Annotated in this window: 20 protein-coding genes and 2 tRNA genes; 9 read left to right on the plus strand and 13 right to left on the minus strand. The window is 37.7% G+C overall.

All coding sequences use genetic code 11. The features are described 5' to 3' along the window. Positions 1 to 72: 72 nt before the first annotated feature. Positions 73 to 1,674 (plus strand): phosphoenolpyruvate carboxykinase (ATP), encoded by a 1,602-nt coding sequence (gene pckA / locus EIY84_RS01105; protein WP_124639627.1) that lies wholly within the window; start codon positions 73 to 75, stop codon positions 1,672 to 1,674. A 93-nt stretch (positions 1,675 to 1,767) separates the two neighbouring features. On the opposite strand, the gene aroQ is transcribed toward pckA, so the two are convergent. The 5 genes from aroQ to EIY84_RS01130 all read right to left on the minus strand — a co-directional run bounded on the left by aroQ (position 1,768) and on the right by EIY84_RS01130 (position 4,113). Beyond that, positions 1,768 to 2,181 carry a type II 3-dehydroquinate dehydratase gene (gene aroQ / locus EIY84_RS01110; RefSeq protein WP_124639629.1) on the minus strand — a complete coding sequence of 138 codons (414 nt, stop codon included), beginning with the start codon at positions 2,179 to 2,181 and terminating at the stop codon, positions 1,768 to 1,770. Positions 2,182 to 2,239: 58 nt separating this feature from the next. Further along, positions 2,240 to 2,311 (minus strand) — tRNA-Glu (locus EIY84_RS01115). Positions 2,312 to 2,324: 13 nt separating this feature from the next. After that, positions 2,325 to 2,579 carry a 30S ribosomal protein S20 gene (gene rpsT / locus EIY84_RS01120; protein ID WP_124639631.1) on the minus strand — a complete coding sequence of 85 codons (255 nt, stop codon included), beginning with the start codon at positions 2,577 to 2,579 and terminating at the stop codon, positions 2,325 to 2,327. A gap of 107 nt (positions 2,580 to 2,686) precedes the next feature. Further along, a tRNA-Glu gene (locus EIY84_RS01125) sits at positions 2,687 to 2,758 on the minus strand. A gap of 56 nt (positions 2,759 to 2,814) precedes the next feature. Next, positions 2,815 to 4,113: an N-acetylmuramoyl-L-alanine amidase family protein gene (locus EIY84_RS01130; RefSeq protein WP_124639633.1), complete on the minus strand. Its 1,299-nt coding sequence runs from the start codon at positions 4,111 to 4,113 to the stop codon at positions 2,815 to 2,817. 56 nt (positions 4,114 to 4,169) lie between these two features. On the opposite strand from EIY84_RS01130, the gene EIY84_RS01135 reads away from it, so the two are divergent. From EIY84_RS01135 to EIY84_RS01145, 3 genes are all read left to right on the plus strand, one after another. Further along, the gene (locus EIY84_RS01135) at positions 4,170 to 6,752 is read left to right on the plus strand and encodes a putative LPS assembly protein LptD (RefSeq protein ID WP_124639635.1); all 2,583 of its coding nucleotides are present in this window, start codon (positions 4,170 to 4,172) and stop codon (positions 6,750 to 6,752) included. Between the two features lie 95 nt (positions 6,753 to 6,847). Beyond that, positions 6,848 to 7,228: a RidA family protein gene (locus tag EIY84_RS01140; protein WP_124639637.1), complete on the plus strand. Its 381-nt coding sequence runs from the start codon at positions 6,848 to 6,850 to the stop codon at positions 7,226 to 7,228. Next, positions 7,228 to 7,677: a hypothetical protein gene (locus EIY84_RS01145; RefSeq protein ID WP_124639639.1), complete on the plus strand. Its 450-nt coding sequence runs from the start codon at positions 7,228 to 7,230 to the stop codon at positions 7,675 to 7,677. Before EIY84_RS01140 ends, EIY84_RS01145 begins: the two co-directional genes overlap by 1 nt. Before the next feature lie 30 nt (positions 7,678 to 7,707). On the opposite strand, the gene EIY84_RS01150 is transcribed toward EIY84_RS01145, so the two are convergent. Continuing rightward, the gene (locus tag EIY84_RS01150) at positions 7,708 to 9,237 is read right to left on the minus strand and encodes a trypsin-like peptidase domain-containing protein (protein WP_124639641.1); all 1,530 of its coding nucleotides are present in this window, start codon (positions 9,235 to 9,237) and stop codon (positions 7,708 to 7,710) included. 267 nt (positions 9,238 to 9,504) lie between these two features. Between EIY84_RS01150 and EIY84_RS01155 the strand changes: the two genes are divergently transcribed. Genes EIY84_RS01155 through EIY84_RS01165 form a run of 3 tightly spaced genes read left to right on the plus strand, consistent with a single transcriptional unit; the run spans position 9,505 to position 11,604 of the window. After that, positions 9,505 to 10,764 carry a peptidase U32 family protein gene (locus EIY84_RS01155; RefSeq protein ID WP_124639643.1) on the plus strand — a complete coding sequence of 420 codons (1,260 nt, stop codon included), beginning with the start codon at positions 9,505 to 9,507 and terminating at the stop codon, positions 10,762 to 10,764. Between the two features lie 7 nt (positions 10,765 to 10,771). After that, positions 10,772 to 11,002 (plus strand): ferredoxin, encoded by a 231-nt coding sequence (locus EIY84_RS01160; RefSeq protein WP_124639645.1) that lies wholly within the window; start codon positions 10,772 to 10,774, stop codon positions 11,000 to 11,002. 14 nt (positions 11,003 to 11,016) lie between these two features. Further along, complete coding sequence (locus EIY84_RS01165) at positions 11,017 to 11,604, plus strand: 5-formyltetrahydrofolate cyclo-ligase (RefSeq protein ID WP_124639647.1); 588 nt, start codon at positions 11,017 to 11,019, stop codon at positions 11,602 to 11,604. On the opposite strand, the gene EIY84_RS01170 is transcribed toward EIY84_RS01165, so the two are convergent. Further along, positions 11,541 to 12,125, minus strand: a complete 585-nt coding sequence (locus EIY84_RS01170; protein ID WP_124639649.1) for a hypothetical protein — start codon at positions 12,123 to 12,125, stop codon at positions 11,541 to 11,543. The genes EIY84_RS01165 and EIY84_RS01170 overlap by 64 nt on opposite strands. Continuing rightward, positions 12,109 to 13,245, minus strand: a complete 1,137-nt coding sequence (locus EIY84_RS01175; protein ID WP_124639651.1) for a hypothetical protein — start codon at positions 13,243 to 13,245, stop codon at positions 12,109 to 12,111. Before EIY84_RS01175 ends, EIY84_RS01170 begins: the two co-directional genes overlap by 17 nt. 180 nt (positions 13,246 to 13,425) lie before the next feature. Here EIY84_RS01175 and EIY84_RS01180 point away from each other — a divergent pair, with 180 nt between their 5' ends. Then, entirely contained in the window at positions 13,426 to 13,662 is a 237-nt protein-coding gene (locus EIY84_RS01180) for a hypothetical protein (protein WP_124639653.1), read from the plus strand. 51 nt (positions 13,663 to 13,713) lie between these two features. Here EIY84_RS01180 and EIY84_RS01185 read toward each other — a convergent pair whose 3' ends face one another. The 4 genes from EIY84_RS01185 to EIY84_RS01200 form a co-directional block, all read right to left on the minus strand. Further along, the gene (locus EIY84_RS01185) at positions 13,714 to 14,478 is read right to left on the minus strand and encodes a TrmH family RNA methyltransferase (protein ID WP_164471997.1); all 765 of its coding nucleotides are present in this window, start codon (positions 14,476 to 14,478) and stop codon (positions 13,714 to 13,716) included. A 4-nt stretch (positions 14,479 to 14,482) separates the two neighbouring features. Then, positions 14,483 to 15,958 (minus strand): DNA recombination protein RmuC, encoded by a 1,476-nt coding sequence (gene rmuC, locus EIY84_RS01190; RefSeq protein WP_124639655.1) that lies wholly within the window; start codon positions 15,956 to 15,958, stop codon positions 14,483 to 14,485. 6 nt (positions 15,959 to 15,964) lie between these two features. Further along, positions 15,965 to 17,314, minus strand: coding sequence for a DNA repair protein RadA (gene radA / locus EIY84_RS01195; RefSeq protein ID WP_124639657.1), 1,350 nt, complete (start codon positions 17,312 to 17,314; stop codon positions 15,965 to 15,967). 392 nt (positions 17,315 to 17,706) lie between these two features. Beyond that, positions 17,707 to 20,940 (minus strand): hypothetical protein, encoded by a 3,234-nt coding sequence (locus EIY84_RS01200; RefSeq protein ID WP_241154712.1) that lies wholly within the window; start codon positions 20,938 to 20,940, stop codon positions 17,707 to 17,709. Between the two features lie 142 nt (positions 20,941 to 21,082). On the opposite strand from EIY84_RS01200, the gene EIY84_RS01205 reads away from it, so the two are divergent. Beyond that, positions 21,083 to 21,868: a T9SS type A sorting domain-containing protein gene (locus EIY84_RS01205; protein ID WP_124639659.1), complete on the plus strand. Its 786-nt coding sequence runs from the start codon at positions 21,083 to 21,085 to the stop codon at positions 21,866 to 21,868. Between the two features lie 112 nt (positions 21,869 to 21,980). Here the strand turns inward: EIY84_RS01205 and ribB are convergent, their stop codons facing one another. After that, positions 21,981 to 23,102: a 3,4-dihydroxy-2-butanone-4-phosphate synthase gene (gene ribB, locus EIY84_RS01210; protein ID WP_124639661.1), complete on the minus strand. Its 1,122-nt coding sequence runs from the start codon at positions 23,100 to 23,102 to the stop codon at positions 21,981 to 21,983. Positions 23,103 to 23,118: the final 16 nt, after the last annotated feature.

The following is a 23,118-nucleotide window of genomic DNA, read 5'->3' on the forward strand; positions in this document are numbered from 1 at the left end:
TTAATATCTTTAGAACCTTATTTTTTTAACTATAAATTAATCTAATAATCTGTAAAATACAGAGAAGTAATTATGAAAAACGACAAAATTATTGATCAGTTGCATCAAATGGGAATTAAAGGATTCCAAGAAGTAGTTTATAATCCTTCATACGAAGAACTTTATCAAGACGAAATCTCAACAGAAAACCAAGGATACGAAGTAGGTGAATTGACTGAATCTGGAGCGATTTCTGTAAAAACAGGTGTGTTCACAGGGCGTTCTCCTAAAGATAGATTTATCGTTAAAGATGATGTATCCAAAGATAACATCAATTGGGACGGTAAAGTGAATTTGCCAACTACTCCAGAAGTTTTTGCAGCTTGTAAATCTTTGGTTATCGACCAATTGTCAAGTTCAAAAAAATTATATGTTGTAGATACCTATTGCGGTACCAACCCGGATACCCGTCTGAAAGTGAGATTCATTATGGAGGTAGCTTGGCAAGCACATTTTGTAACCAATATGTTCATTCGTCCTTCCAATTATGAGTTGGAAAACTTTGGAGAACCGGATTTCATCGTTATGAACGGCTCTAAAACAACGAACCCGAACTGGAAAGAACAAGGATTAAACTCTGAAAATTTCGTAATGTTTAACCTTACCGAAAAAATGCAAATCATCGGCGGTACTTGGTACGGTGGTGAAATGAAAAAAGGGATGTTTGCCATGATGAACTATTATCTACCTTTAAAAGGAATGGCTTCTATGCATTGTTCTGCGAATGTAGGTGAAGACGGCGATGTTGCCCTTTTCTTCGGTCTATCCGGAACAGGTAAGACTACTTTGTCTGCAGATCCTAAAAGATATTTGATCGGTGATGACGAACACGGTTGGGATAACAATGGAGTTTTCAACTATGAAGGTGGTTGTTATGCAAAAGTGATCGATCTTTCTGAAGAAAAAGAACCGGATATTTTCCGTGCGATTAAGAGAGATGCTTTGCTGGAAAATGTAGTTGTTAATAACGGTGTTGCCGATTACAAAGACGGCTCAATTACAGAAAATACCAGAGTTTCTTACCCAATCTATCACATCAACAAGATTGTATTGCCATCCAAAGCGGGACATGCAAAAAAAGTAGTTTACTTATCTGCAGATGCTTTTGGAGTATTGCCTCCGGTTTCTATTTTAAATGACGATCAAGCTCAATATCACTTCCTTTGTGGATATACTTCAAAATTAGCGGGTACTGAAAGAGGAATTACAGAACCTCAACCTTCTTTCTCTCCAGCGTTTGGTGAGGCTTTCTTAACCCTTCACCCAACCATGTACTCTAAAACTTTAATCGGTAAAATGAAAGAGCACGGTGCTAAAGCTTATTTGGTAAACACTGGTTGGAACGGTACTGGTAAAAGAATTTCTCTAAAAGACACCAGAGCGATTATTGATGCAATCATCGACGGTTCTATCGAGAAAGCAGAAAAAACCATCGTGCCAATTATGAATTTAGAAATTCCTACAGCGTTGCCAAATGTTTCTGAAGGTATTTTGGATCCAAGAGCAACCTATGCCGATGCTTCTGAGTGGGAAGTGAAAGCTAAGGATCTTGCAGGAAGATACATTAAAAACTTCGAGCAATATTGCGATAACGAAGAAGGTAAAAGATTGGTTGCAGCAGGTCCTCAACTATAAAATTATCTTATCAATTATAATAAAACCGTTCTCAAAAGAGAGCGGTTTTTTATTTTGTGGGACAATTTGAGTTGGCATTCTGATTTTCCTTTGTTACGAGTGTACTAAATTTAAAACAGCCAATCGGTAGCCGTTAAGACCAAAACCGGTAATTACACCGTCCGATTGTGCAGCAGTAACCGATTTTTGCCTGAATTCTTCCCTTTTGTAGATGTTAGAAATGTGGACTTCAATTTTAGGTTTTTTAATGTTTTTAAGGCCATCTGCTATGGCGTAGGAATAATGTGAATAAGCACCAGGATTGATGATTAAGGCGTCGTAATCATCAACATGCAAACGGTTGATAATTTCCCCTTCTATATTTGATTGGAAATAATGAATATTCAAGCTACTAAATTCCTTTTTTAAAGTTTCTAAAAAACTTTCCATACTTGTGGAGCCGTAGATTTCAGGCTCGCGACTACCTAAGAGATTAAGATTGGGACCGTTGACAATGAGAATATTCATTTTATTTTTTTTTTATTCAAATATAATAAAAAAACCTTCAGATTGCTCTGAAGGTTTGTAGCCCGTAGGGGAATCGAACCCCTCTTACCAGAATGAAAATCTGAGGTCCTAACCGATAGACGAACGGGCCGTAGATTTTATAATTACGCTAATTTGTTAACGTGCTTAGTCAATTTACTTTTTAAGTTAGCAGCCTTATTCTTGTGAATAATGTTTTTCTTAGCCAACTTATCCAACAAAGAAATTACTTTAGGCAATTGCTCAGTAGCAACTTTTTTGTCCTCTTCATTTCTTAATACTTTCATAGCTGTTCTAGCAGTCTTATGATAATATCTGTTACGCAATCTTTTTACTGCGTTTTGTCTGATTCTCTTTAATGCTGATTTATGATTTGCCATAATTACTTACTGTCTCAATTGTGGTTGCAAAGATATAACTTATTTTTTATTCTGCAAATATTTTTTCAATTTTTTTTTCGATTGAGAAAATATTTGAAAAAACTTAGTAGCCTATAGGGGAATCGAACCCCTGTTGCAAGAATGAAAATCTTGAGTCCTAACCACTAGACGAATAGGCCGTTTTTCCGGTTGCAAAAGTAGGAATATTTTTTATATCTGCAAGTGTATTTTTAATTTATTTTATTTTTTTTTCGATTACTGAGTTTTTTATCCCTTTGGCCTCTATTTCTTTTTGCAGTTTTATAGCGTCTTCCAGGTTGTTTACCTTACCGTAAGTATAATAGAATATACCGTCCTTCTTGTTTCTTTCCAATGGACTAAGCGTTTGTTGTACATACGATTTCGAGTTTAACTTCTCTTTACTTACAGCAACTTCTAAGGTGTAATATCCAAAATTGATGCTTTGGTTTGGGACGAAGCCAACGGAATAAGAATTTCTAAATCCTGCATCTCTTGCAGTCTTTTGGTTGTTGTCTCTTATAGAAGCCATATTGGTAGCACCATAATAATATTTGTACATGTCGTTTTCCTTTAAGATCAAAATGTTGTTGAGACCTTTTAGTTCGGGGTCGTTTTCATTGTATTTGTTGGCGCTGCTGAATAAAAAGATTCTGAAATCATTTTTCAAAGGAATTTCAGCGGGTTTGTCTTCTTTTTTAGGTCCGGATTTTATTCCACTTTTTTGATCAATGGTTTTCTTGTATTTGATGATCGCATCAAAGATGCTGGCTGCAACTTCGTCTTGGCCGTTGTCGGAAGCCAGATATCGAGCATCTTCCGGATTGTTGATGAAGCCGGTTTCTATCAAAACAGAAGGCATGGCATTCATCCTAAGGACATGGAGATCCTTTTGCATTACTCCTCTGGAGTATCTTTTGTCTTTGTTTACAAAATTTTCTTCCACCAATGCTCCAAAGGTAAGACTGGCCATAAGGTATTTGCTTTGGTTAACCTTTAATGCAATTAGGGATTCCGGAGAACTGGGATCGTAAGACGCGAATCGTTCTCTATCCTTGTCGTCTAAAAAGACCACATCGTTCTCTCTTTTAGCAACTTCTAAGTTGGTTTTGTTTTGGTTAGGACCTTGTACAAAAGTCTCTGTACCTGTAGCAGTCGCTATTTTGCTGGCGGTAGAATTTACATGTACGGATATAAATAAGTCGGCTTTGCTGTTGTTGGCCAAGTCGGTTCTATCTCCTAAGGACGGGTAGAAATCTTCCTTTCTGGTGTAGATCACTTTGTATTCTTTGTTTTTTTCCAACATCCTACCCAGTTTTAGTACGATTGCCAAGGTGATGTCTTTTTCACGAACGGTACCCAAATCGTCGTATTTTCTAGTTGCACCCGGATCTTTTTCGCCACCGTGACCTGCATCTAGGACGATGGTGAATTTTTTTTGAGCCATCGTTAATCCAAATAAAAAAACGAAAATGAATGTGAAATATCTTTTAAAATAAAATCTTATTAGGTTCATCTCTAAATTTTAAAAATTATATTTAATTTTGAAGCCGAATTTTTATACTTATAAAATTGTTCAGTAACTGCTCCAAAAATATATTACATATTTTAATTATCCTAATTTTTAACAATTTTTTAGCACAACAAAAAAGTGATAAATTATTGGCTGTTAAAAAGAATCAGGATACCGTTTCCCCCACAACGACTACCCAAAAAGAAGCGTTGGACGATGTTGTTCGGTATAAAGCCGAAAGCATAAGAAATGATTTGCCTAAAAAGATGACTTATCTCAAGCATAAAGCTCAGGTGAAATATCAAGATATGCAAGTAGATGCCGATTATATTAGTATAGATTGGGATAAAGGAGTGATTTTCGCCCAAGGTAAGTTGGATTCTCTAGAAAAGGTTTTAGAACCGGTTGTCACCCTGCAAGGAGGTAAAAAATACGAAACGGATCACTTTAATTTTAACTATAAAACCAAAAGAGCCATTGCATTTAATGCCCGAACCGAAGAAAGTGAAGGGGTTATTGTAGCCAAAAAAACAAAAAAATACAACGATACGGTATTTTTTATGAAAAATGGCGTTTTTACGACCGACGAATATTTTATTAAGAAAAAAGACAGTCTTCCGGATTACCACATGCTGGCGTCCAGTATAAAATTGGTGAAAGGGAAAAATAAGTCTCAAATAATCACCGGGCCTATTCAATTGTTTGTAGAAGGGGTTCCAACTCGGTTGATACTGCCTTTTGCAGTGTTGCCGTTTTCAGATAACCGAAGTGCCGGAATCCTGATCCCAAGTTTTGGTGAAAGACAGGATGTCGGGTTTTTCTTGAACGGTTTGGGATATTACCAACCTCTGGGTGAGCACTTTGACCTTAAAATTCTTTCGGACATCTATACCAAAGGGAGCTGGAACATCCGACCTGAGGTCAATTATGTGAAAAAATATAAATACAGCGGTAGTTTTCAGTCCGATTTCGGAACGACCATTCGTGGGATCAACGGATTGGATAATTATTCTAAAAACAGAACTTTTAGAGTTTCTTGGAGGCACAGCCAGGATCCTAAAGCCAATCCTTTCCTGAATTTTTCGGCCTCTGTGGATATTGTAAGCTCTAAGTTTTACAACAACACCATCAACAACAATTACATTTTCAACCAAAATGTGTTGAATGCACAACAAAATTCGACCATTAGTTTAACCAAAAGATTTTTGACCTTGCCGCTAACCATCACCGGGACTGCAGGTTATTCTCAAAACTTTTCTACCGGATTTTCGGATATTCGTTTGCCTCAGATGAATGTGGCCATCAATCAGTTTTATCTCTTCAATCCCAAATCCGGGATAAGACAAGGCTTGTTGGAAAATATTACCGTGAATACGGGATTTGATTTCAACAATTATGTGTCGGTTACCGAGGATCAACTGTTCAAAAAAGAAATGTGGGACAATATGCAAACGGGACTGAAGAACAGCATTGCCTTGGGAACCAATACCACCATTGCAAAATATTTTACCTTTAGCTTGGGAGCCAATATCAATAACGGTCTGACTACGAAATCCCTGAACCGTTCTTACAATCCAATAGAAAATAAAGTGGTTGATGAAATGAACAAAGGGATTGCAGGATTTTCGTATTTTTCGGCATCTACCAGTGTGCAAACTACTTTGTACAAAACGGTCATGTTCAAGAAAGGATCTGCAATACAAGGGATACGACACATGATGACTCCACAGATTAGTTTTAATTATTCACCGGATTTTGGAAAACCCGAGTTTGGTTATTATAAAAATTATTACGATGCTACAGGGGTGCTGACTCCGTATTCTATTTTCGAAAAAGGAATAATTGGCACGCCAACCACAGGGATGATGGGGAGTGTAGGATTTTCTTTAGGAAATAACATCGAAATGAAGGTGAGGAGTAAATCCGATTCTGTAGGGTTTAAAAAGCTTAAAATTTTCGAAACGCTTAATATTTCCGGGAATTATAATTTTGCTGCCAAATCCCATCGTTGGTCTCCTTTCAATATCAATGGGCAGACTTCTTTGTTTAACGGGAAAATGAACATCAATACCGGTTTGGTTATCGATCCGTATGAGGTGGTGTTTACTGAAGGTTCGGATGTTGGTGTGCGAACTGAAAATTTCGGACATTTTCATATTCAAGGATTTAATATGCAATTGAGCTATCCATTGAGCGACGAGTTGTTTGGTAAAAAGGAGGATTACAGTAAAAAGTACAGTTCAAAAGGGAGAATTCGAAATGAAAATTATTATTTTGATGACGATCATTATGCTCATTTTGACCAGCCTTGGACTTTAAATGTTACAGCCAATTACGCGTATTCCAAAACCACCAATCGATTTGGAAACACCATTGCAACCATTGGTTTGGACGGAAATATAAAATTAACCCCATATTGGAATGTGACTGCAACCACCAATTACGATTTTGTAACCAAAGAATTGGCCTATACGCGAATTGGTTTTGCAAGAGATCAGAGAAGTTTTACGATCAATTTTAATTGGGTTCCGTTCGGGCAATATAAAGTTTATGACTTTTTTATCGGGATCAAAGCGAACATCTTAAAAGACGCGGTGAAGTATAAGGACAGAAGTTTTAACCAACCCAATGCGAAGTTTTAGAGATTTATTGGTCGAATGATTTATATTTGTAAAAAAAATTATCGGGAAATAAATTTAATTTTAAACTAAAAATAATACAATCAATTTTTTTAATTATGAAACAAATCATCAATACAACAAATGCTCCAGCAGCAATCGGGCCTTATTCTCAAGCTGTACTTGCTAACGGAATTTTGTACATTTCTGGACAAATCCCTGTAGATCCTAGTAGAAGCGTGCTGGCCGAAGGTATTGAAGCCTCTACACACCAAGTGATGAAAAATCTTCAAGCCATTCTTACGGAAGCAGGAATGACTTTTAACAATGTGGTTAAAGCTACGATTTTCCTAAAAAGTATGGATGATTTTGCCGTGATGAATGACATCTATGCATCGTATTTCGAAGGAGGAAATTTCCCAGCAAGAGAAACGGTTCAAGTTTCGTGTTTACCAAAAAATGTAGATGTGGAAATCTCTATGATTGCACACCAAGATTAATGAATTTTATTAGAAATACTTTTGCGATTCTTGTGGGTATGGGCATTGTTGCTTTTACCGTAACTGTCGGTATCCGTATGGTTCCCGAATGGAGAACCTTTGATGGATATTCGCCTTTTGAACATTGGAACAAATTTTTGCAAAGTATGGACGGCAATTCAGGATTTTTTGGTTTTTTATTGTTCATATCAGGTTTGGGTACCACCATTGCCGGTGTAGTTACCGCCATGATTGTGAAGTATGCGAAAGTAGCGTATGCCATTTTGATCGGTTTCATCATGCTTTTCGTAGCCATGATTGATGTCGTGGTCTTTCCGCATCATCCTACTTTTTATAAGATATCCATTTTTCTGATCTATTTTCCGTTTTCCTGGATAGGAGGTAAGATTGTTGAAGTCTTTTACGAAAGGAAAAAGAAGAATTCTAAAAAAATAAAAAACGCATCCTAGGATGCGTTTTTTTATTGATGAACTTCAGGCTTAAGGCATGCTAAATCCTCTGCTGGTTATTCTGCCGTTGTCGTCTAAATATTTAACCGATACCGTACCTTTATAACCTTTCAAAATATTTTCTATGTCTTTTTGTGAATTAACAGGCTTGTTGTTAACTTCAAAAATAATATTTCCTTCCGAGACATTTATTTTGGCCAACTCTCCGTTTGCAATCACATTTTTAGCAATCACACCGTTCTCAATACCGTAATATACTTTTACTTTTTGATCGATGGGTGCGAAATCGGCACCTAATTTTTCAGGAATGGTCAAGTCTGCTAAACTTCTGAATGAAGTGTTTCCATTTTGATCTTTTAGTGTGACCAAGGTTGTGTTTTCAACGCCGTTTCTCAAATAAGTGACTTGCACCTTATCTCCTTGTCTTTTTTCTCCAATAATTCCCATTAATACAGATTGTCCGGAGATGACCGAGTTATCAACTTTAGTAATGATATCTCCTGTTTTCAATCCGGCATCTTTAGAGCCGCTGTTGTCGCTCAATCCCGTAATATAAACGCCTTTTCCTGCTTTTAGATTGGCTTTTTTGATGGAATTGTAGTTTGCGACTTCTTCTTCATTGGAGAGGTCAACCAACTGGATTCCTAAATATCCTCTTTGCACCATCCCGAATTTTTTCATGTCTTCTACAATTTTTCTAGCCAAATTGGCAGGGACAGCAAATCCGTAACCTTCATAATAACCGGTATTTGACGATATGGCGGAGTTGATCCCAATGAGATTTCCGTTGGTATCGACCAAGGCGCCTCCCGAGTTGCCAGGGTTGATGGCGGCATCGGTTTGTAAAAAGGATTCTAACGGATTTTTAGCAGCGGCATTTCTGCCTAATAAATTGATGTTTCTTGCTTTTGCAGAAATGATCCCAGCGGTAACTGTGGAGTTCAATCCCATAGGATTTCCTACAGCCAATACCCATTGTCCAATTTCTACATTGTCCGAATTTCCAAAATTAAGGAATGGAAGTCCCTTTTCTTCGATTTTCAACAAAGCAATATCGGAATTGGGATCGGTCCCAATCATTTTGGCAACAAATGTTTTTTTGTTTGAAAGTACAATTTCCAATCGACTTGCACCTTCCACAACATGGTTGTTGGTGACAATGTAGCCGTCGGGAGAGATGATGACACCAGAACCCATCCCGTCTGGTGCATTTTTAGGTTTTTGGGCTCTTTGTCCAGGCTGCGAACCTCTCATTTGGTCTTTAAAAAACCAATCAAACAGGTCTTGGTCGTTCATTTGTTGTCTTGGTGCAGCGTCTGAATATCTTTTGATGGTGACCACAGCCGGAATGGCAGATTTTGCTGCTTTTACAAAATCTTCACCAACTACGGCTGTGTTTAGTCCTGCAAACTGTGCATTTTCATTTGCAGGTTTAAAATAATTTAAATCGGAGGTGCTGTTTCTTGATGCTTCAGCGAAATGAATGGCTCCAAATGTTGTAGCTCCAGAGATTACCCCAACCATTGCAAATGGAAGAAATTTTTTGATTGTATTGTTCATGCTGATTCTATTTTTGAATTTTGATTCGATATATCAAATATAATGCAAAATTGTTGTTGACGACTGTGGGTTTATCGTAGTTTTAACTAAAATTTAACAAAATGCATCTGGATGTATTGGATTTTATGAAAACTTAAACATTCTTTTAATTTTTTTTTAATTTTTTTAGGTTGAAGTTGTGTTCACAATTGGGATGAATTTTGAAATGCAGCGTAGGAAATGGTTTAGCATTAAATTACTTATCTTTGCAAAAATTTTAATTTTACAATGACAAAATCAGGAAGAATAGAGTTGATGTCGCCAGCAGGTGATTTTACATCTCTTCAAGCTGCAATAGATAACGGTGCCGATTCGGTATATTTTGGGGTAGAACAACTGAATATGCGAGCCAGAGCTTCGATGAACTTTACCATTGACGATTTGCCGGAAATTTCAAGAAGATGTAAAGAGAAAAATGTCAGAACTTATCTTACCCTAAATACCATTATTTACGATCACGATTTGTCCATCATCAAAACACTTTTGGATAGAGCAAAAGAAGCGGATCTAACTGCGGTAATCGCGATGGATCAGGCTGTAATTGCCTACGCAAGACAAATTGGGATGGAGGTTCATATTTCTACTCAAATTAACATTACCAACATAGAAACGGTTAAGTTTTATGCACTGTTTGCAGATACCATGGTGATGTCCAGAGAATTGAGCGTTACCCAGATCAAAAAAATCTGTCAACAAATTGAAAAAGATCAAGTGAAAGGTCCTTCTGGCAACCTTGTAGAAATTGAGATTTTTGGGCACGGTGCTTTGTGTATGGCGGTTTCAGGAAAATGTTATTTGAGTCTTCATTCTCATAACTCATCTGCAAATAGAGGAGCTTGCAAACAAAATTGTAGAAAAAAATACACCGTTATAGACCAAGAGTCTGGTTTTGAAATTGAGTTGGATAACGAATACATGATGTCACCAAAAGATCTGTGTACGATAGGTTTCTTAGATCAGATCGTAGATGCAGGTGTGAAGGTACTGAAAATTGAAGGTCGAGGTCGTGCTCCAGAATATGTAGCTACCGTTACCAAAGCATATCGTGAGGCTATCGATAGCATTGCCGAAGGTACATTTACACCGGAAAAAGTAGATGTATGGATGGGCGAATTGGCTAAAGTATATAACAGAGGTTTCTGGGACGGCTATTATTTAGGACAAAAATTAGGAGAATGGTCCGATAACTCCGGTTCTAGCGCAACTCAAAAGAAAATTTATATTGGAAAAGGAAGACACTTCTATCCAAAATCCAATATTGCAGAATTCTTGATAGAAGCCTACGACTTGTCCGTTGGAGATACTGTACTGATACAAGGTCCTACAACAGGTTCGCAAGAAATGGTGATAGAGGATATGATGGTCGATCAGAAAGGAGATGCTCAAAAAGCAACAAAGGCGGATGTTATTACCTTTAAAACGGATTTCAGAGTGCGACCAAGTGATAAATTGTATAAAGTAGTCCAGTCAGAACTCGTTCAATCCTAATATTTATATGGTCATCATCACATTGCAAAGGGACAAGTGCATCGGTTGTAACTATTGTGCCGAATTTGCTCCTGAATATTTCAGAATGTCCAAAAAAGATGGAAAATCCGTCTTGCTAAAATCAATTGAAAAGAAGGGATTCTTTACACTGAAAACTCCCATGCAAACTGCTTTTGAACCTTGTGAAAAGGCAGCGAAAGCGTGTCCGGTAAACATTATCTCTGTTAAAGAGGTATAATCATACAAAAAAGAATGAAAAAGAAGTCGATCCGAGAAGAGTACTTGCAAAAGCGCAAGAACCTTAGCCCTACTGAAGTGGAAGAAAGATCTAGACAAATTTTTCATTCTTTTTTATCTTTTTTCCAACCTCAAAAAGGTCAGAAAGTTCATCTTTTCCTGAGTATCGAAAAATTTAAAGAAGTCAACACTCAATTTTTTATTGATTATTTTTTCAAAAACAAAATCAGAGTTTTTGTTCCTAAATTGATTGAAAATGAAATGATTACGATTGAGTTGTTTCCCGATACCGAATTGGTTAGAAATAATTGGGATATAGAAGAGCCTAAATCGAACACCGAGGTGCAGAATGTATCATTTGATTTTGTCCTCACACCTTTGTTGTATTGCGATGTCAATGGGCATAGAGTGGGGTATGGTAAAGGATTTTACGATCAATTTTTTAATCAAATCAATACCGATGCAAAAAAGGTTGGTGTCAATTTTTTCGAACCCAAAGATATCATCGAAGATGTTCGGCCGGAAGATGTGGCTTTGGATTATTTGGTTTTGCCCAATGAGGTGCTGTCTTTTGGAGCTTTGATATCAAAATCGACAAAATAAAATTTGAATTCTTTTTTGAATTTTACCGGATTGGTTGTCAAAGTGTAGCGAACGGTTTTGTCAAAATCTCCAATTTTTTTGTTGTTTTCACCAAAAAACTCTACTTTGAATTTAGCCAAATCCATCGTGTCTTTCCCTTCAATCACCTTGTTTACTTCGAGATCGCCAATCTTCGCTTTTCTCACTTTTAGGCTGTCCATTTGCAGAAGGGTACTGCTCACTTTTGCAGAATCGGGTTTTTCAAAATAACCCATCATTTGTTGATAGATGATGGAGTCTATTTCTGTGTCTTTGGTACCTGAAGTGTACAGGGCAGAAAGGTCAAAGAGTTCTTGTATTTTTTGTTTGGTAATAAACTGTATGGCTTGTATGCTATCCATTTTTGTAACGGGATAGGATTTTTTATTGTTGCTTTTTCTCAAGGTGTCCAATTCGCTTTTTTCTTCAACTTTATTGTTGCAAGATAGGAAGCAAAACCAAATGGTTATAAGGCTTAGTACGGTATTATTTATTTTTCTCATTGTTTCCGATTTTAAATTTAATCATGCTGATTTTTCCATTTTTATCACCAATAATATCGATGACATCTAGATTTTCTAGAGAGGTTGTAGGCAGGGTTACCAAGCTGATGTATCGTTGTTTGTCCATCGTTTCAACACCGTATCTTTCGTTGTCGAAAACTTGATAGATGACAGCGTTGTTGTTAATCAATTTATTGAGGTTTTCTCTTTTTTTCTTTAAATCCTGAATAGATTTGGAATAATAATACAGCATGATGGCGTAATCATTCGGTTTCAACTCTATATTTTCGGTGTCAGGAGCGTTTACTAAATTTCTTTGTATGGTGTCGGATTTGTAATACGGCGAAGAAACAACCATTGTAAGCTCTTTATTGTGGGTTTTGTACACAAAAGGTTGGTTAGGTAGAACTTTTATAAGGATGGGCGATTCGTTTTTATTTAAAATTTTCACATCCAAATCGGCATTGATGTTAGAATTTCTATCGGCATCAATAAATTTGAAAGTATATTCTTTCATCAAAAGCATGTCTTTAAATGCAAAAAAAGCAACCATAATCAATAAAAGAATCGAAATGGCTACCCATAAATTTTCTTTTACAATACTGTTTTTCTTTCTTTTTTTATCATCCAAATTTATTGTTGGGATTCTCGTAACATCTTTGTTTTCAGACTCGCTTGTTTGTAAAATAGGTTTTTCAATCTCGGAGGTTACTTCTTTTTCTTCAATTTTAACCGGTTCAAAGGAAGGGGTGTCTATTTTTTGTTCGGAAGATGGGTTTTCACCTGTTTCTACTTCATCTTCGTTTTCATTTAATACTTCATTAGCAAAAAGATGGGTCTTTTTGAATTCATACCAAGATGCATAACCTGCATATATGCTGAGTAAATTCAGCATATCTATTCTTGGTAGTTTTGTAACGGACGAGGATTTGAAATAGGTGTAAAAAGACTTCTCGGAAATGTTGGCTTTCGTGATTTTCCTCAAGTCCTCTTGAAAATAGATGATATCTATCCCTTTCCATTTTGATATATCATCATGAGAAGGGGTGTGATTCTTCAAATATTGGTTTTGAACTTCGGTTTTTAACTGTTCAAAATGTAAAATATCTAGAGGATTCAATTTCTGTATTTATTTAAAAGTCTGATAATCAGTTGTGCTAATTTGTAAACTGTTTTACAAAGATATTACAATTAATTTTCTGTGCAATTTTTTTTTCTCGCCATACATTTGTCTTGTTCAAATGAGAACACAATTAATTAAGAAACAATTTTTAACAAACAAATTTAAATTTAAATCATTATGAAAAAATCATTGTTCGTAGCTGCTATCGCTGCAATCTCTCTAGTAGCATGTAAAAAAACTGAAGCTGAAACTACTGAAGCTACAACTGACTCTACAGCTGTAACTACTGATTCTGCTGCTGCTCCAGCTGTTGATTCTGCTGCTGCTCCTGCAACTGACTCTGCTGCTGCTCCTGCAACTGAAGCTGCTGCTCCTGCTGCTGAAGCTCCAAAAACTGAAGAAGCTGCAAAATAATTAGCACTACGCAATTAAGATTAACCGTCTCGAACATCGAGACGGTTTTTTTTATGCCTTTTTTTGTCTTAAAATTTCATAGCAACTGATGGCAACTGCATTACTCAGATTTAGAGAATCTATGGTGCCAGCCATTGGTATTAATATGTTTTCTGACCGATCCAGCCAATAATCACTTATGCCAGAGTGTTCTGTACCAAATATAATGGCTGTGCTCTTTTTGAAATTTACTTCATAAATATCCTTTGCACACTCACTCATAAAGGTAGAATAGGTTTTTATATTATTTTTCTCTAAGAAAGCTGCCGTTTCTTCATTTGTTGATGTAAAAACATTCATTCCGAACAGGCATCCAACACTGGATCTTATGACATTGGGGTTGTAAAGATCGGTTTTTGGGTCTGTAATGATGAGTGCATCTATCCCAAAAGCTTCGCAACTTCTAAGGATGGCCCCAAGATTGCCCGGCTTTTCTATACCTTCAACAATAACGATTGAAGTGTTTTCATTGGGGGTAAAATTCATTAAAGCGTTCTCCGGTACTTTGTAGATTCCGATAATCCCTTCTGAACTTCCACGATACGCTATTTTTTGATAAACTTTTTCACTGATCAAATGGATTTTTCCTTGCGGGAGTTCTTCTTTGAAAATAGCTTCACATATATACGATTCAACATGTTCAAAATTGAATTTTTTAGCTCTGTTGTTCTCTTGTTTTCCTTCCACAATCACCAATCCGGCTTTTTTTCTAAAGCGATTATCGTCGTTCAGACGGGCCAGGTATTTTATTTTTTCGTTTTGTAAACTTTCTATCATGGCATTAATTTTCTTCAATCATATTATCTTCGATATTCGATCTTTTTAGCAATCCTTCGGGCAAAGATTTTTTAGCTTTTGCACCCATTAATTTTAGTTTCTGTGTGCTTTTCACCAAATTGCCTTTTCCACTTACCAATTTATTCATAGCGGCTTCATAGTCTATTTTGGCATCGTCCATTTTTTTACCCAATTTGATAAGGTCAACTACAAAACCTTCAAACTTATCGTATAGCGCTCCTGCTTGTCTTGCAATTTCTATGGCATTGTCTTGTTGTTTTTGGTTGGTCCACATGCTGTCAATGGTTTTTAATGTTGCCAATAAAGTAGATGGCGTTACAATCACAATATTCTTAGCAAATGCTTTGTTATAAAGGTCTGTATCTTCGTTTAGGGCCAATGCGAAAGCGGGTTCTATCGGGACAAACATAAGCACGAAATCCGGGCTTTCTATATGATAAAGCTGTTGGTAGTTTTTTGCGCTTAACTGTTCTGTATGCCTTTTTATGGAATTGAGATGTTCTTGTAGGTGGGTGCTTTTCTGGATCTCATCTTCTTCATTTATATATTTTTCATACGCATTTAATGAAACTTTAGAGTCGATGATCATTTTTTTTCCATCCGGCAAATGGATGATGACATCGGGTTGCAATCGACCTTCGTCTGTGGTGTGACTTTTTTGTATTTCGTATTCTCTGTCTTTTTCCAAACCGGATTTTACCAAAACATTTTCCAAAATTAGCTCGCCCCAATTTCCTTGTATTTTGTTGTCGCCTTTTAGTGCTTTGGTCAGGTTTACAGCTTCTTTGCTCATTTGTTGGTTCAGTTCTTTCAGCCCAACAATTTGCTGTCTAAGGGCTGCATGGTAGTCAATGCTTTCCTTGTGGGTGTTTTCTACTTTTTTTTCGAAATCCGAAATTTTTTCTTGCAAAGGTGTTAAAAGCGTTTTTATGTTTTGCTCGTTTTGTTGGGTAAATTTCTCCGTTTTTTCTTCTAAAATTTTATTGGCCAAATTCTGAAATTCATTCTTAGCCATTTCCTGCAATTTGATGATTTCTTCTTTCTGGTTGTCCAATTGGGTTTGCAAATGTTTGTTTTTTGCAAGGATGTCGGATTTTATGGCAATGGATTCATTTTTTTCCAAAGTCATTTCCTCAATGGATTTGTTTTTCTCAACCAGGTCGTACTTTAGAGTTGCAATTTGTTCAGTCAGAAATTTTTTCTCAGCAAGGAATGTTTTGTTTTCAAGTTGAATTTCATTCAGGATATTCTGTGTGTCCAGAAAGAGGTCTTTTTCATTGTTGAATTTTTCTTCGTCTTCTTTCTTTTTTTGAACCAAATGGTCGAAATCCGATTTGGTTTTGACCCAGTTCATGTTCAATTCGTCATGGTCTTTTTTAGAAACCGATCCCGCTTTCAAAGTGAAATAGCATGCCACAGCTCCAACGATTAAACCAACAATTAAATAAATGATTTCCATTTTTTTTTACATTATTTTTTCGTGAAAATCTTCAATTTTATTTACATTTTCTATGATGATACCAAATTTTTTCTTGGACAACTTGTTCAGTCCGGAGATGAAGATTTTTTCGTAGCCCAATTTTTCGGCTTCGGTAATTCGATGTTCTATTTGAGGTACAGGTCTAATTTCTCCGCTCAGTCCAATTTCTCCTGCAAAACAATATTTTTCCGAAAGGGCAATGTCTTCGTTACTGGAAAGTATGGAGGCAACAACGGCAAGATCCAAAGCCGGATCGTCGGTTTTTATACCGCCGGTAATGTTCAGGAAAACATCTTTGGTACCCAGTTGGAAGCCGGCTCTTTTTTCCAAAACCGCCAAGAGCATGTTGAGTCTTTTGGCATCAAATCCGGTGCAGCTCCTCTGAGGTGTGCCATAAACGGCCGAACTCACCAAAGCTTGTATCTCCAGCAACATCGGTCGGTTGCCTTCTAAAGTTACGGCTACTGCGTTTCCAGAAAGTTCTTCGGATTTTTTGGTGATGAGCAATTCCGAAGGGTTTTTTATTTCTTTTAATCCTTGGGTGATCATTTCGTAAATCCCAATTTCGCTGGTCGAACCGAATCTATTTTTGTTGGCCCTCAACAATCGGAAAAGGTGGTTTCTGTCGCCATCAAAATTAAGGACCACATCCACCATGTGTTCCAAAACTTTGGGACCTGCAATTTGTCCATCTTTGGTGATGTGGCCGACTAAAATGACGGGTATGTTGTTTTCTTTGGCAAATTTAATCAGTTCCGAAGAGCATTCTCTGATCTGTGAAACCGTTCCGGGCGAACTCTCTAAAAGTTGAGATTGCAAGGTTTGTATAGAGTCCACAATCATCAGGTCAGGAGCGAGTTGTTTGGCTTCTTTTAGGATTTTTTCCATAGAAGTTTCTGTATACAGAAAGCATTCTGGATTTTGGATGTCGGTAATTCTGTCGGCACGCATTTTTATTTGCGAAGCCGATTCTTCGCCCGATACATAAAGGATTTTTTTCTTCATTTTCAGGGCGAGTTGCAGCAGAAGTGTCGATTTTCCGATGCCGGGTTCGCCGCCGATCAGGGTAACGGATCCCAGAACAATGCCACCGCCCAAGACACGGTTCAGCTCTTCGCTAACGGTTTTTAGTCGTTGCTCGGTGCCGGTTTCTACCTCCGTGATGTTCACTATTTTTTGTTTGCCACTGCCGATGATGTCGTATTGCGAGGTTTTTTTCTCGACAATTTCTTCGGTTAGGGTGTTCCATTCGCCGCAGCTTTTGCATTGCCCAAGCCATTGTGGGAACTGTGTGCCACAATTGTTGCAGATGTATGCCGTTTTGAGTTTTGCCATAGTGCAAAAATCTAAAAAATAAATGGAATATTGGTTATGTCTGAACATTGTATTTCTTTTCCTGAAATTAATTTTTGCCAGGATTTAATCATCAGGAAAGGATTGCTTGAATGATTTGTCTTGGATAAATGTTTTAATGGAAAGTGTGCTTTTAGCTTGGCTTTTTTGCTCCGTAGGAGCGATCTGTTCATAGCGGGATGTTGTGAAATTTGGTAGAGCTCCGTAGGAGCGACCTGTTAATTTTTTGTTGAAAGAATCTCTACTCGATTTTCTAGCCCAGATGGGAGCGGCATCCTTTTGCTAAGCCCGGAAAGTGGGAGGGAAGCAAAAGATACAGCGGACAGCTGGACGGGTCTTGATGTGAAGGATAAAGGGTGACGCTCCTAAAAAAATTAGAAACTTGCCTTCACCTGCATGCTGCCGATGTGTATGGTTCTGTCACCGGAATTTCGTCCCTCATAATTGACATTCAGGATGATGAAGGAGTTGATGTTTTGTTGCAAAAATACGGACCAGACTTGATTTTTGCCGGGCTTGAGTCCATCGAGCATTTGGTTGCCGACCAAAGAATAATTGTTGCCGGTAAAATCGTTGTTGATGAAAGAAAAACTGCCACGGATGGAGGTTTTTTTTCTTTCCCATTGCACCGCTCCGGTCAGATCCAGGGCTTTTAACCGTTCCGTGCCGTCTTGTCTTTTTTTGTCTCGGAACGCTGTGGAAAGCTCTGCCTGTATGGTTTCTGTAAATTTATAAGTCGCTTTTGGTTTGGTCTCGATGTTGAAAAGTTGAAAATTTCTGGTGTCGAACATTTGTGAAGCATTGTTGATGTTTTGAGCAGAATTTTCCCAATCGATTCTGAAAATTTTACTGAACCAATAACCTACGGTTAGGAAATGCGCATTCTGATCCCTTTCTTCGTTGCTGAAGTTGGCGTTGATGAGGTTTTTGTTGTTCAGCCAACGATATGATCCGTTCCAGCCGGACTTTTCTGTAGGGTTGAATTGAGCTGCTGCCAAGAGGTTTTGATTTTTAAGAATCTGCGTTTCATTTTTCTCAAACGGGTTGATGACCACCGCTTTGTCGTTTTTGAAATATGAATTGTGGGTGTTGAGTGAGAGGTTGATGTTCCATCTTTTTAGAAATGCATTTTCGGAACTGAAAACCACCGATGGGTTGACAAACAATGCCAAGGTGAGCTTGTTTTTGTTGGACGGAATGTAGCGTACCGAATTGGTGTATATGCGTATGTATTGGGCAAGGTCGGCATATTCTGCCACTTCGAACTCGTCCAATTGTTGTATGCCGTCGCCGTTGTAATCGGTCCATTTGTAGATGCCTTTTCCGTCGGTAACCTTTATGTACTGAAATTCTCTTTGGGCTTCTTGTCCGTTTCCGAGCTCATAAAAAGCCTGAAGACGCATCCCATTTTGGAAAAGTTGTTGGTTGTAAGCAATATTCCCGATGATAAAATCGGCATTTTGATGGCTGTCTGTACTTTGGTTTTTATAGTAAAACTTTCGATAATGCACCAGAGCGTTCAGCGTGGTTTTTTCGGTTTTTATGATTTGGCTTTCAGCCATCATGCCCAAAATATTGTTCATCTTTACCAATCGGTTGTCTTGTATGGAGTCGTTGGTACGGAAATATATTTTGGTGAGGAGTTTTGTCCTTACCGAATCGCCAATTTTTTTCTGTGCAAAAACTTCCTTCCAACTGAAGCTGGTCACATCTTTTAGCCCCGTGTCGTTGTAGTTTTTCAGGTTGTGTTCCATGGCTGCGCCTACTGCCCAACTTCCTTTCTTACCGAACCATTCTCCAAGGATGTTTCCTTTTATGAAATTGGTATTTTGGAAGGTGGCATCGGTTTTCAGGTAGGACAAATAGGCTTTTGTGGCGATTTTGTTTTTTTTCCAACCCAAATCGATTTCATTTTTAATGCCTTTGTAGGAGTCTTTTTCGTCCAAATAATTAAAACGATAATTCAGGTGGCTGATCTTTTTCCAATCGTTCAGGAAGCTGAAGGAAAGTCTATTTTGAGTTTTCTGGCTGAACTCTTGTAAGAGGTTGAAATCTCTTGCAAATTCGACATCGTTGATCCTGTCCAAGACATGGAATCTGGAAGAAATGTGTTGGAATTCAAGCCCTGGAGTTCCTGTCCAATTGTTTTTGGTAAATGTTTTGTACGCAAAAAATCGTGTGGCAAATCCTATATTTTCTGATGAATCTTTGGATGAAAACAAATTGGGATCGTAATTGCTCAACGAAAGATCGCCACCTATTTTTCCATTTTCCAAAAGATATTCGGCTTGTGTAGAGAAAACTTGGGATTGCTGTGGCGCAGGAAGTTTCCTTACGGCTTTGTAATCGCCGTTGTTGTTGCCAACAAATTCGAAAATTCTTCCGTTGTTTACCGTTTGTTTTAGACTGTAATCGCCCAAATTTTTTCCAAAATAGGTGAATGCTACCTGATACAAGGTTGCATTGGCATTGGTAGAATATTGGTAATAATTCCCGTTGGGATTGGTAATTTGTTCGTACAAAACCTTATTCACATCGTATTCGGTAACCACTCCGGATGGTGCGTACATCAGTTCGGGATCGTTTCCGGCTAAGCTCAGGATTTTTTCATCTTCCTTGCTCAGGTTCAGGGCGAGAGGTGCATTTTTGTTATCGTTTTCCAAAAACCAATTTATCCCTACTTTTAGTCGTTCTCTTTCGTGTTTTAGACTTCCGGTTATCAGGTATCTGGAGTAATTTCTATTGGTGTAATTGTAAGAAATGGTGATGAAATTCTGTTTCAGAATGGGTCTGAAACTGGTAAAAGTAACTTCGCCTGTATTGTAATTGATGGTGTAATCGAGGTTTTCACCTCTTTTCATTAAAATTCCGTCGATAAAAACCTGTTCGGATCCGGAAATAACGGTGATGAATTGTTCTCCATTTTTCCCGGTCAATCGGTAAGGTCCCTGGTTGCCCTCGATGCCTTGAAATCGTAAACGATGAAATTCGCTTCGGGCAATACCTCCGGAAACATCGATGAAGGTTTTGTTTTTCTCACCAAATTGGGAGAGGAGTTGCAATCCCATGCTTCGTCTTTGGTAACGGCCAAAGTAGGTTTTGTCGTCCAAAATATCCAAATGTCCAGCGCGGATAATCGTATGGTTTTTAATTCCCAATTGCACAAAAATTTTATCAAATTCTTCCAGCGATTGGGTGTATCCATCGGCTTGTATCGGGAGGTTGTGATCGGAAATGGAGGCCAAAACAGAAATGTCTGGAGAAAGTTTTCCGGAAATCTGAAGATCCATGGAGCTTTGTACGGACGAACCTTGGTTGTTGCCAAAAGTCATCCCACGGATGATGGATCCTTTGGAGTTGAGCCCACCAAGAAATTGTTGTCGGTTGGGTTTTACCAAAACTTCTTCATCCACCACAATTTTATTTTTATGCTTGATGAAATCCAAAGTATCTCTTGTGAAATAGTCTTTTTGCAATTTGGCTGAAAGGATGGAATCCTTTTTTAAAGAGTCTTTTTTTAGATTTGGGTTTTGCCAAGAAAAAGTTTGAGCATAACCATAATGGAATACTGTTAGAAGAAAAGCAAGGATAAAAAGGTTTTGTTTCAAACTGCTCAAGGCTTTGGTGGTAAAATTAAGAATTTTTCAGACTGTGCTAAGTGGTTAGTTAACAATTATTTAATACTTAAATTTTTTGGCATGTTGGATTATTGTTTAATTTTGTAATATTAATTAATTAAACTTAGAAATTATGAAAAAATTGTATTCTTTATTTGCAGTGGTGGCTTTAGCGGTTTCTGCGAATGCACAGACCAATTTAATTCCGAATCCAGGGTTTGAAAATTGGAATGCTGGTGCACCAGACGGATGGTATGTAACAGGATCTACGGTGGCTCAATCTACAACTACCGTACATGGAGGTGCATCTTCTCTGGCATATACAGCGCCTGCGACAGGAAATAAAACTATTAGCCCGGCAGTTGATACTCCTGTAACACAAGGGGTTACTTATGTTTTTACTGGGTGGTATTTAGATAACTCTACAACTGCAAAATTCAGATATTGGAACCAATTTAGAACTGCGAGTGCTGATACTGGTGGTAATGATATGCAGATGGCAACTTATTCTACAGATGCTCCAGGTTGGGTACAGTTTTATGCTGAGGCGATGCCTAATGTTAATGCTACCGTTGCAAGACCAGGGTTAAGAATTTATCCTGAAAGTAATAATAATGGTGGAGGAGTAATTTATTTTGATGATATTTCTTTCTATGATAAATCTACACTTTCTGTAATGGATATCAAGCAATTTGATAAAGTGGTTAAGATGAATACTATTGTTGAAAATGAACTTAAATTGCAATTGCCTTCAAGATCGACTGTTAATGTTTACTCGGTTGATGGTAAATTGGTTTCATCAAATAGAGTTAATGATGGTGAATCGGTTCAGTTATCTCATTTAGCAAAAGGAAATTATGTTGTAACAGTTCAAGATAATTTTCAAAATAAAGTGAGCAGAAAAATCATCAAAAAATAATTTTTGATCTATATGATAAAAAAGTTGCATCTACGGGTGCAATTTTTTTTTGTGGTAATAAAAAATCCGACGAGGCATTTTTCGTCGGATTTTTTATTGGTCAATTTTATTTCTACAACTGCACCATTTCTGTAATCTCTACACCATAACCGGAAACCATTGGTTTGTGTTGCGGGTTTTGGCTGATGACACGGAATTTGTTGATGCCCATTTTTTTCAAAATCTGTGTCCCAATTCCATATTCCATAAAGTTGGCGGCAAGTGTTGGTCTTTGCGCTTGTCCGTCTTGGAAATTTAGGAATTGTTGAAGCTTTCTCATCGTATTTTCGGCGTTAGAAACATTGTTGATGAAGATCATCACGCCTTTTCCTTCTTGGTTTATTTTTTCGGCCACCTTTTCCAAAAGTGGTGTTTCGCCATTGGTAAATCTGCTGAGAACATCAAAGTAAGAGCTGGAACTTTGCACCCTAACCAAGACCGGCTCTCCAATTTCCCAATTTCCTTTGGAGAAGGCAAAGTGGATCTGATCGGTATGCTCCTCTTGAAAAGCGTGGAAAGTAAATTCACCAAAATGAGTTTTTACTTTTCTCTCCTCAATTTTTCTTACCAAATCTCCTTTCTTCAATTGATAATCGATAAGGTCTTCTATGGAAATAATTTTAAGGTCTAATTTTTTTGCCAATTCCATCAGTTCCGGTAGTCGGGCCATGGTACCGTCGTCGTTCATGATTTCGCAGATGATGCCGCCTTCCTTCAGTCCTGCCAATTTTGTAAGGTCGGTTGCTGCTTCTGTATGTCCTGCTCTTTTTAACACGCCTCCGGATTTTGCTCTCAGTGGGAAAATGTGTCCCGGACGCATAAAGTCTGTAGGTTTGGTTTTTTCGTCCATCAATGCAGCAATGGTTTTCGCTCTGTCGCTGGCAGAAATTCCTGTGGAAACGCCGTCTCCTAATAAGTCGATGGACACCGTGAAGGCCGTTTCTTTAGGATCGCTACTTCTGCTGACCATAATGTCCAGACCAAGTTCGTCACATCTTTTTTCAGGAAGTGGAGTGCAGATTAATCCTCTACCATGGATGGTCATGAAGTTGATGATTTCTGGAGTTACCAATTCTGCAGCCGATAGGAAATCTCCTTCGTTTTCACGGTCTTCATCGTCCACAACGATGATGACTTTTCCGTTTTTAAGATCTTCTATGGCTTCTGGTATGGTATTGAGTTTAGACTGTGACATTTTTTATGTAAATTTT

The organism is Amniculibacterium aquaticum (assembly GCF_003852705.1).
In the GTDB taxonomy this organism is placed as follows: Bacteria; Bacteroidota; Bacteroidia; order Flavobacteriales; family Weeksellaceae; genus Amniculibacterium; species Amniculibacterium aquaticum.

What these genes read in the sequence shown, in the direction of transcription:
- pckA (WP_124639627.1), top strand. Translation starts at nt 73, where the DNA reads ATGAAAAACGACAAAATTATTGATCAGTTGCATCAAATGGGAATTAAA.
- aroQ (WP_124639629.1), bottom strand. Translation starts at nt 2,181, where the DNA reads ATGAATATTCTCATTGTCAACGGTCCCAATCTTAATCTCTTAGGTAGT.
- rpsT (WP_124639631.1), bottom strand. Translation starts at nt 2,579, where the DNA reads ATGGCAAATCATAAATCAGCATTAAAGAGAATCAGACAAAACGCAGTA.
- EIY84_RS01130 (WP_124639633.1), bottom strand. Translation starts at nt 4,113, where the DNA reads ATGAACCTAATAAGATTTTATTTTAAAAGATATTTCACATTCATTTTC.
- EIY84_RS01140 (WP_124639637.1), top strand. Translation starts at nt 6,848, where the DNA reads ATGAAACAAATCATCAATACAACAAATGCTCCAGCAGCAATCGGGCCT.
- EIY84_RS01145 (WP_124639639.1), top strand. Translation starts at nt 7,228, where the DNA reads ATGAATTTTATTAGAAATACTTTTGCGATTCTTGTGGGTATGGGCATT.
- EIY84_RS01150 (WP_124639641.1), bottom strand. Translation starts at nt 9,237, where the DNA reads ATGAACAATACAATCAAAAAATTTCTTCCATTTGCAATGGTTGGGGTA.
- EIY84_RS01155 (WP_124639643.1), top strand. Translation starts at nt 9,505, where the DNA reads ATGACAAAATCAGGAAGAATAGAGTTGATGTCGCCAGCAGGTGATTTT.
- EIY84_RS01160 (WP_124639645.1), top strand. Translation starts at nt 10,772, where the DNA reads ATGGTCATCATCACATTGCAAAGGGACAAGTGCATCGGTTGTAACTAT.
- EIY84_RS01165 (WP_124639647.1), top strand. Translation starts at nt 11,017, where the DNA reads ATGAAAAAGAAGTCGATCCGAGAAGAGTACTTGCAAAAGCGCAAGAAC.
- EIY84_RS01170 (WP_124639649.1), bottom strand. Translation starts at nt 12,125, where the DNA reads ATGAGAAAAATAAATAATACCGTACTAAGCCTTATAACCATTTGGTTT.
- EIY84_RS01180 (WP_124639653.1), top strand. Translation starts at nt 13,426, where the DNA reads ATGAAAAAATCATTGTTCGTAGCTGCTATCGCTGCAATCTCTCTAGTA.
- EIY84_RS01185 (WP_164471997.1), bottom strand. Translation starts at nt 14,478, where the DNA reads ATGATAGAAAGTTTACAAAACGAAAAAATAAAATACCTGGCCCGTCTG.
- rmuC (WP_124639655.1), bottom strand. Translation starts at nt 15,958, where the DNA reads ATGGAAATCATTTATTTAATTGTTGGTTTAATCGTTGGAGCTGTGGCA.
- radA (WP_124639657.1), bottom strand. Translation starts at nt 17,314, where the DNA reads ATGGCAAAACTCAAAACGGCATACATCTGCAACAATTGTGGCACACAG.
- EIY84_RS01205 (WP_124639659.1), top strand. Translation starts at nt 21,083, where the DNA reads ATGAAAAAATTGTATTCTTTATTTGCAGTGGTGGCTTTAGCGGTTTCT.
- ribB (WP_124639661.1), bottom strand. Translation starts at nt 23,102, where the DNA reads ATGTCACAGTCTAAACTCAATACCATACCAGAAGCCATAGAAGATCTT.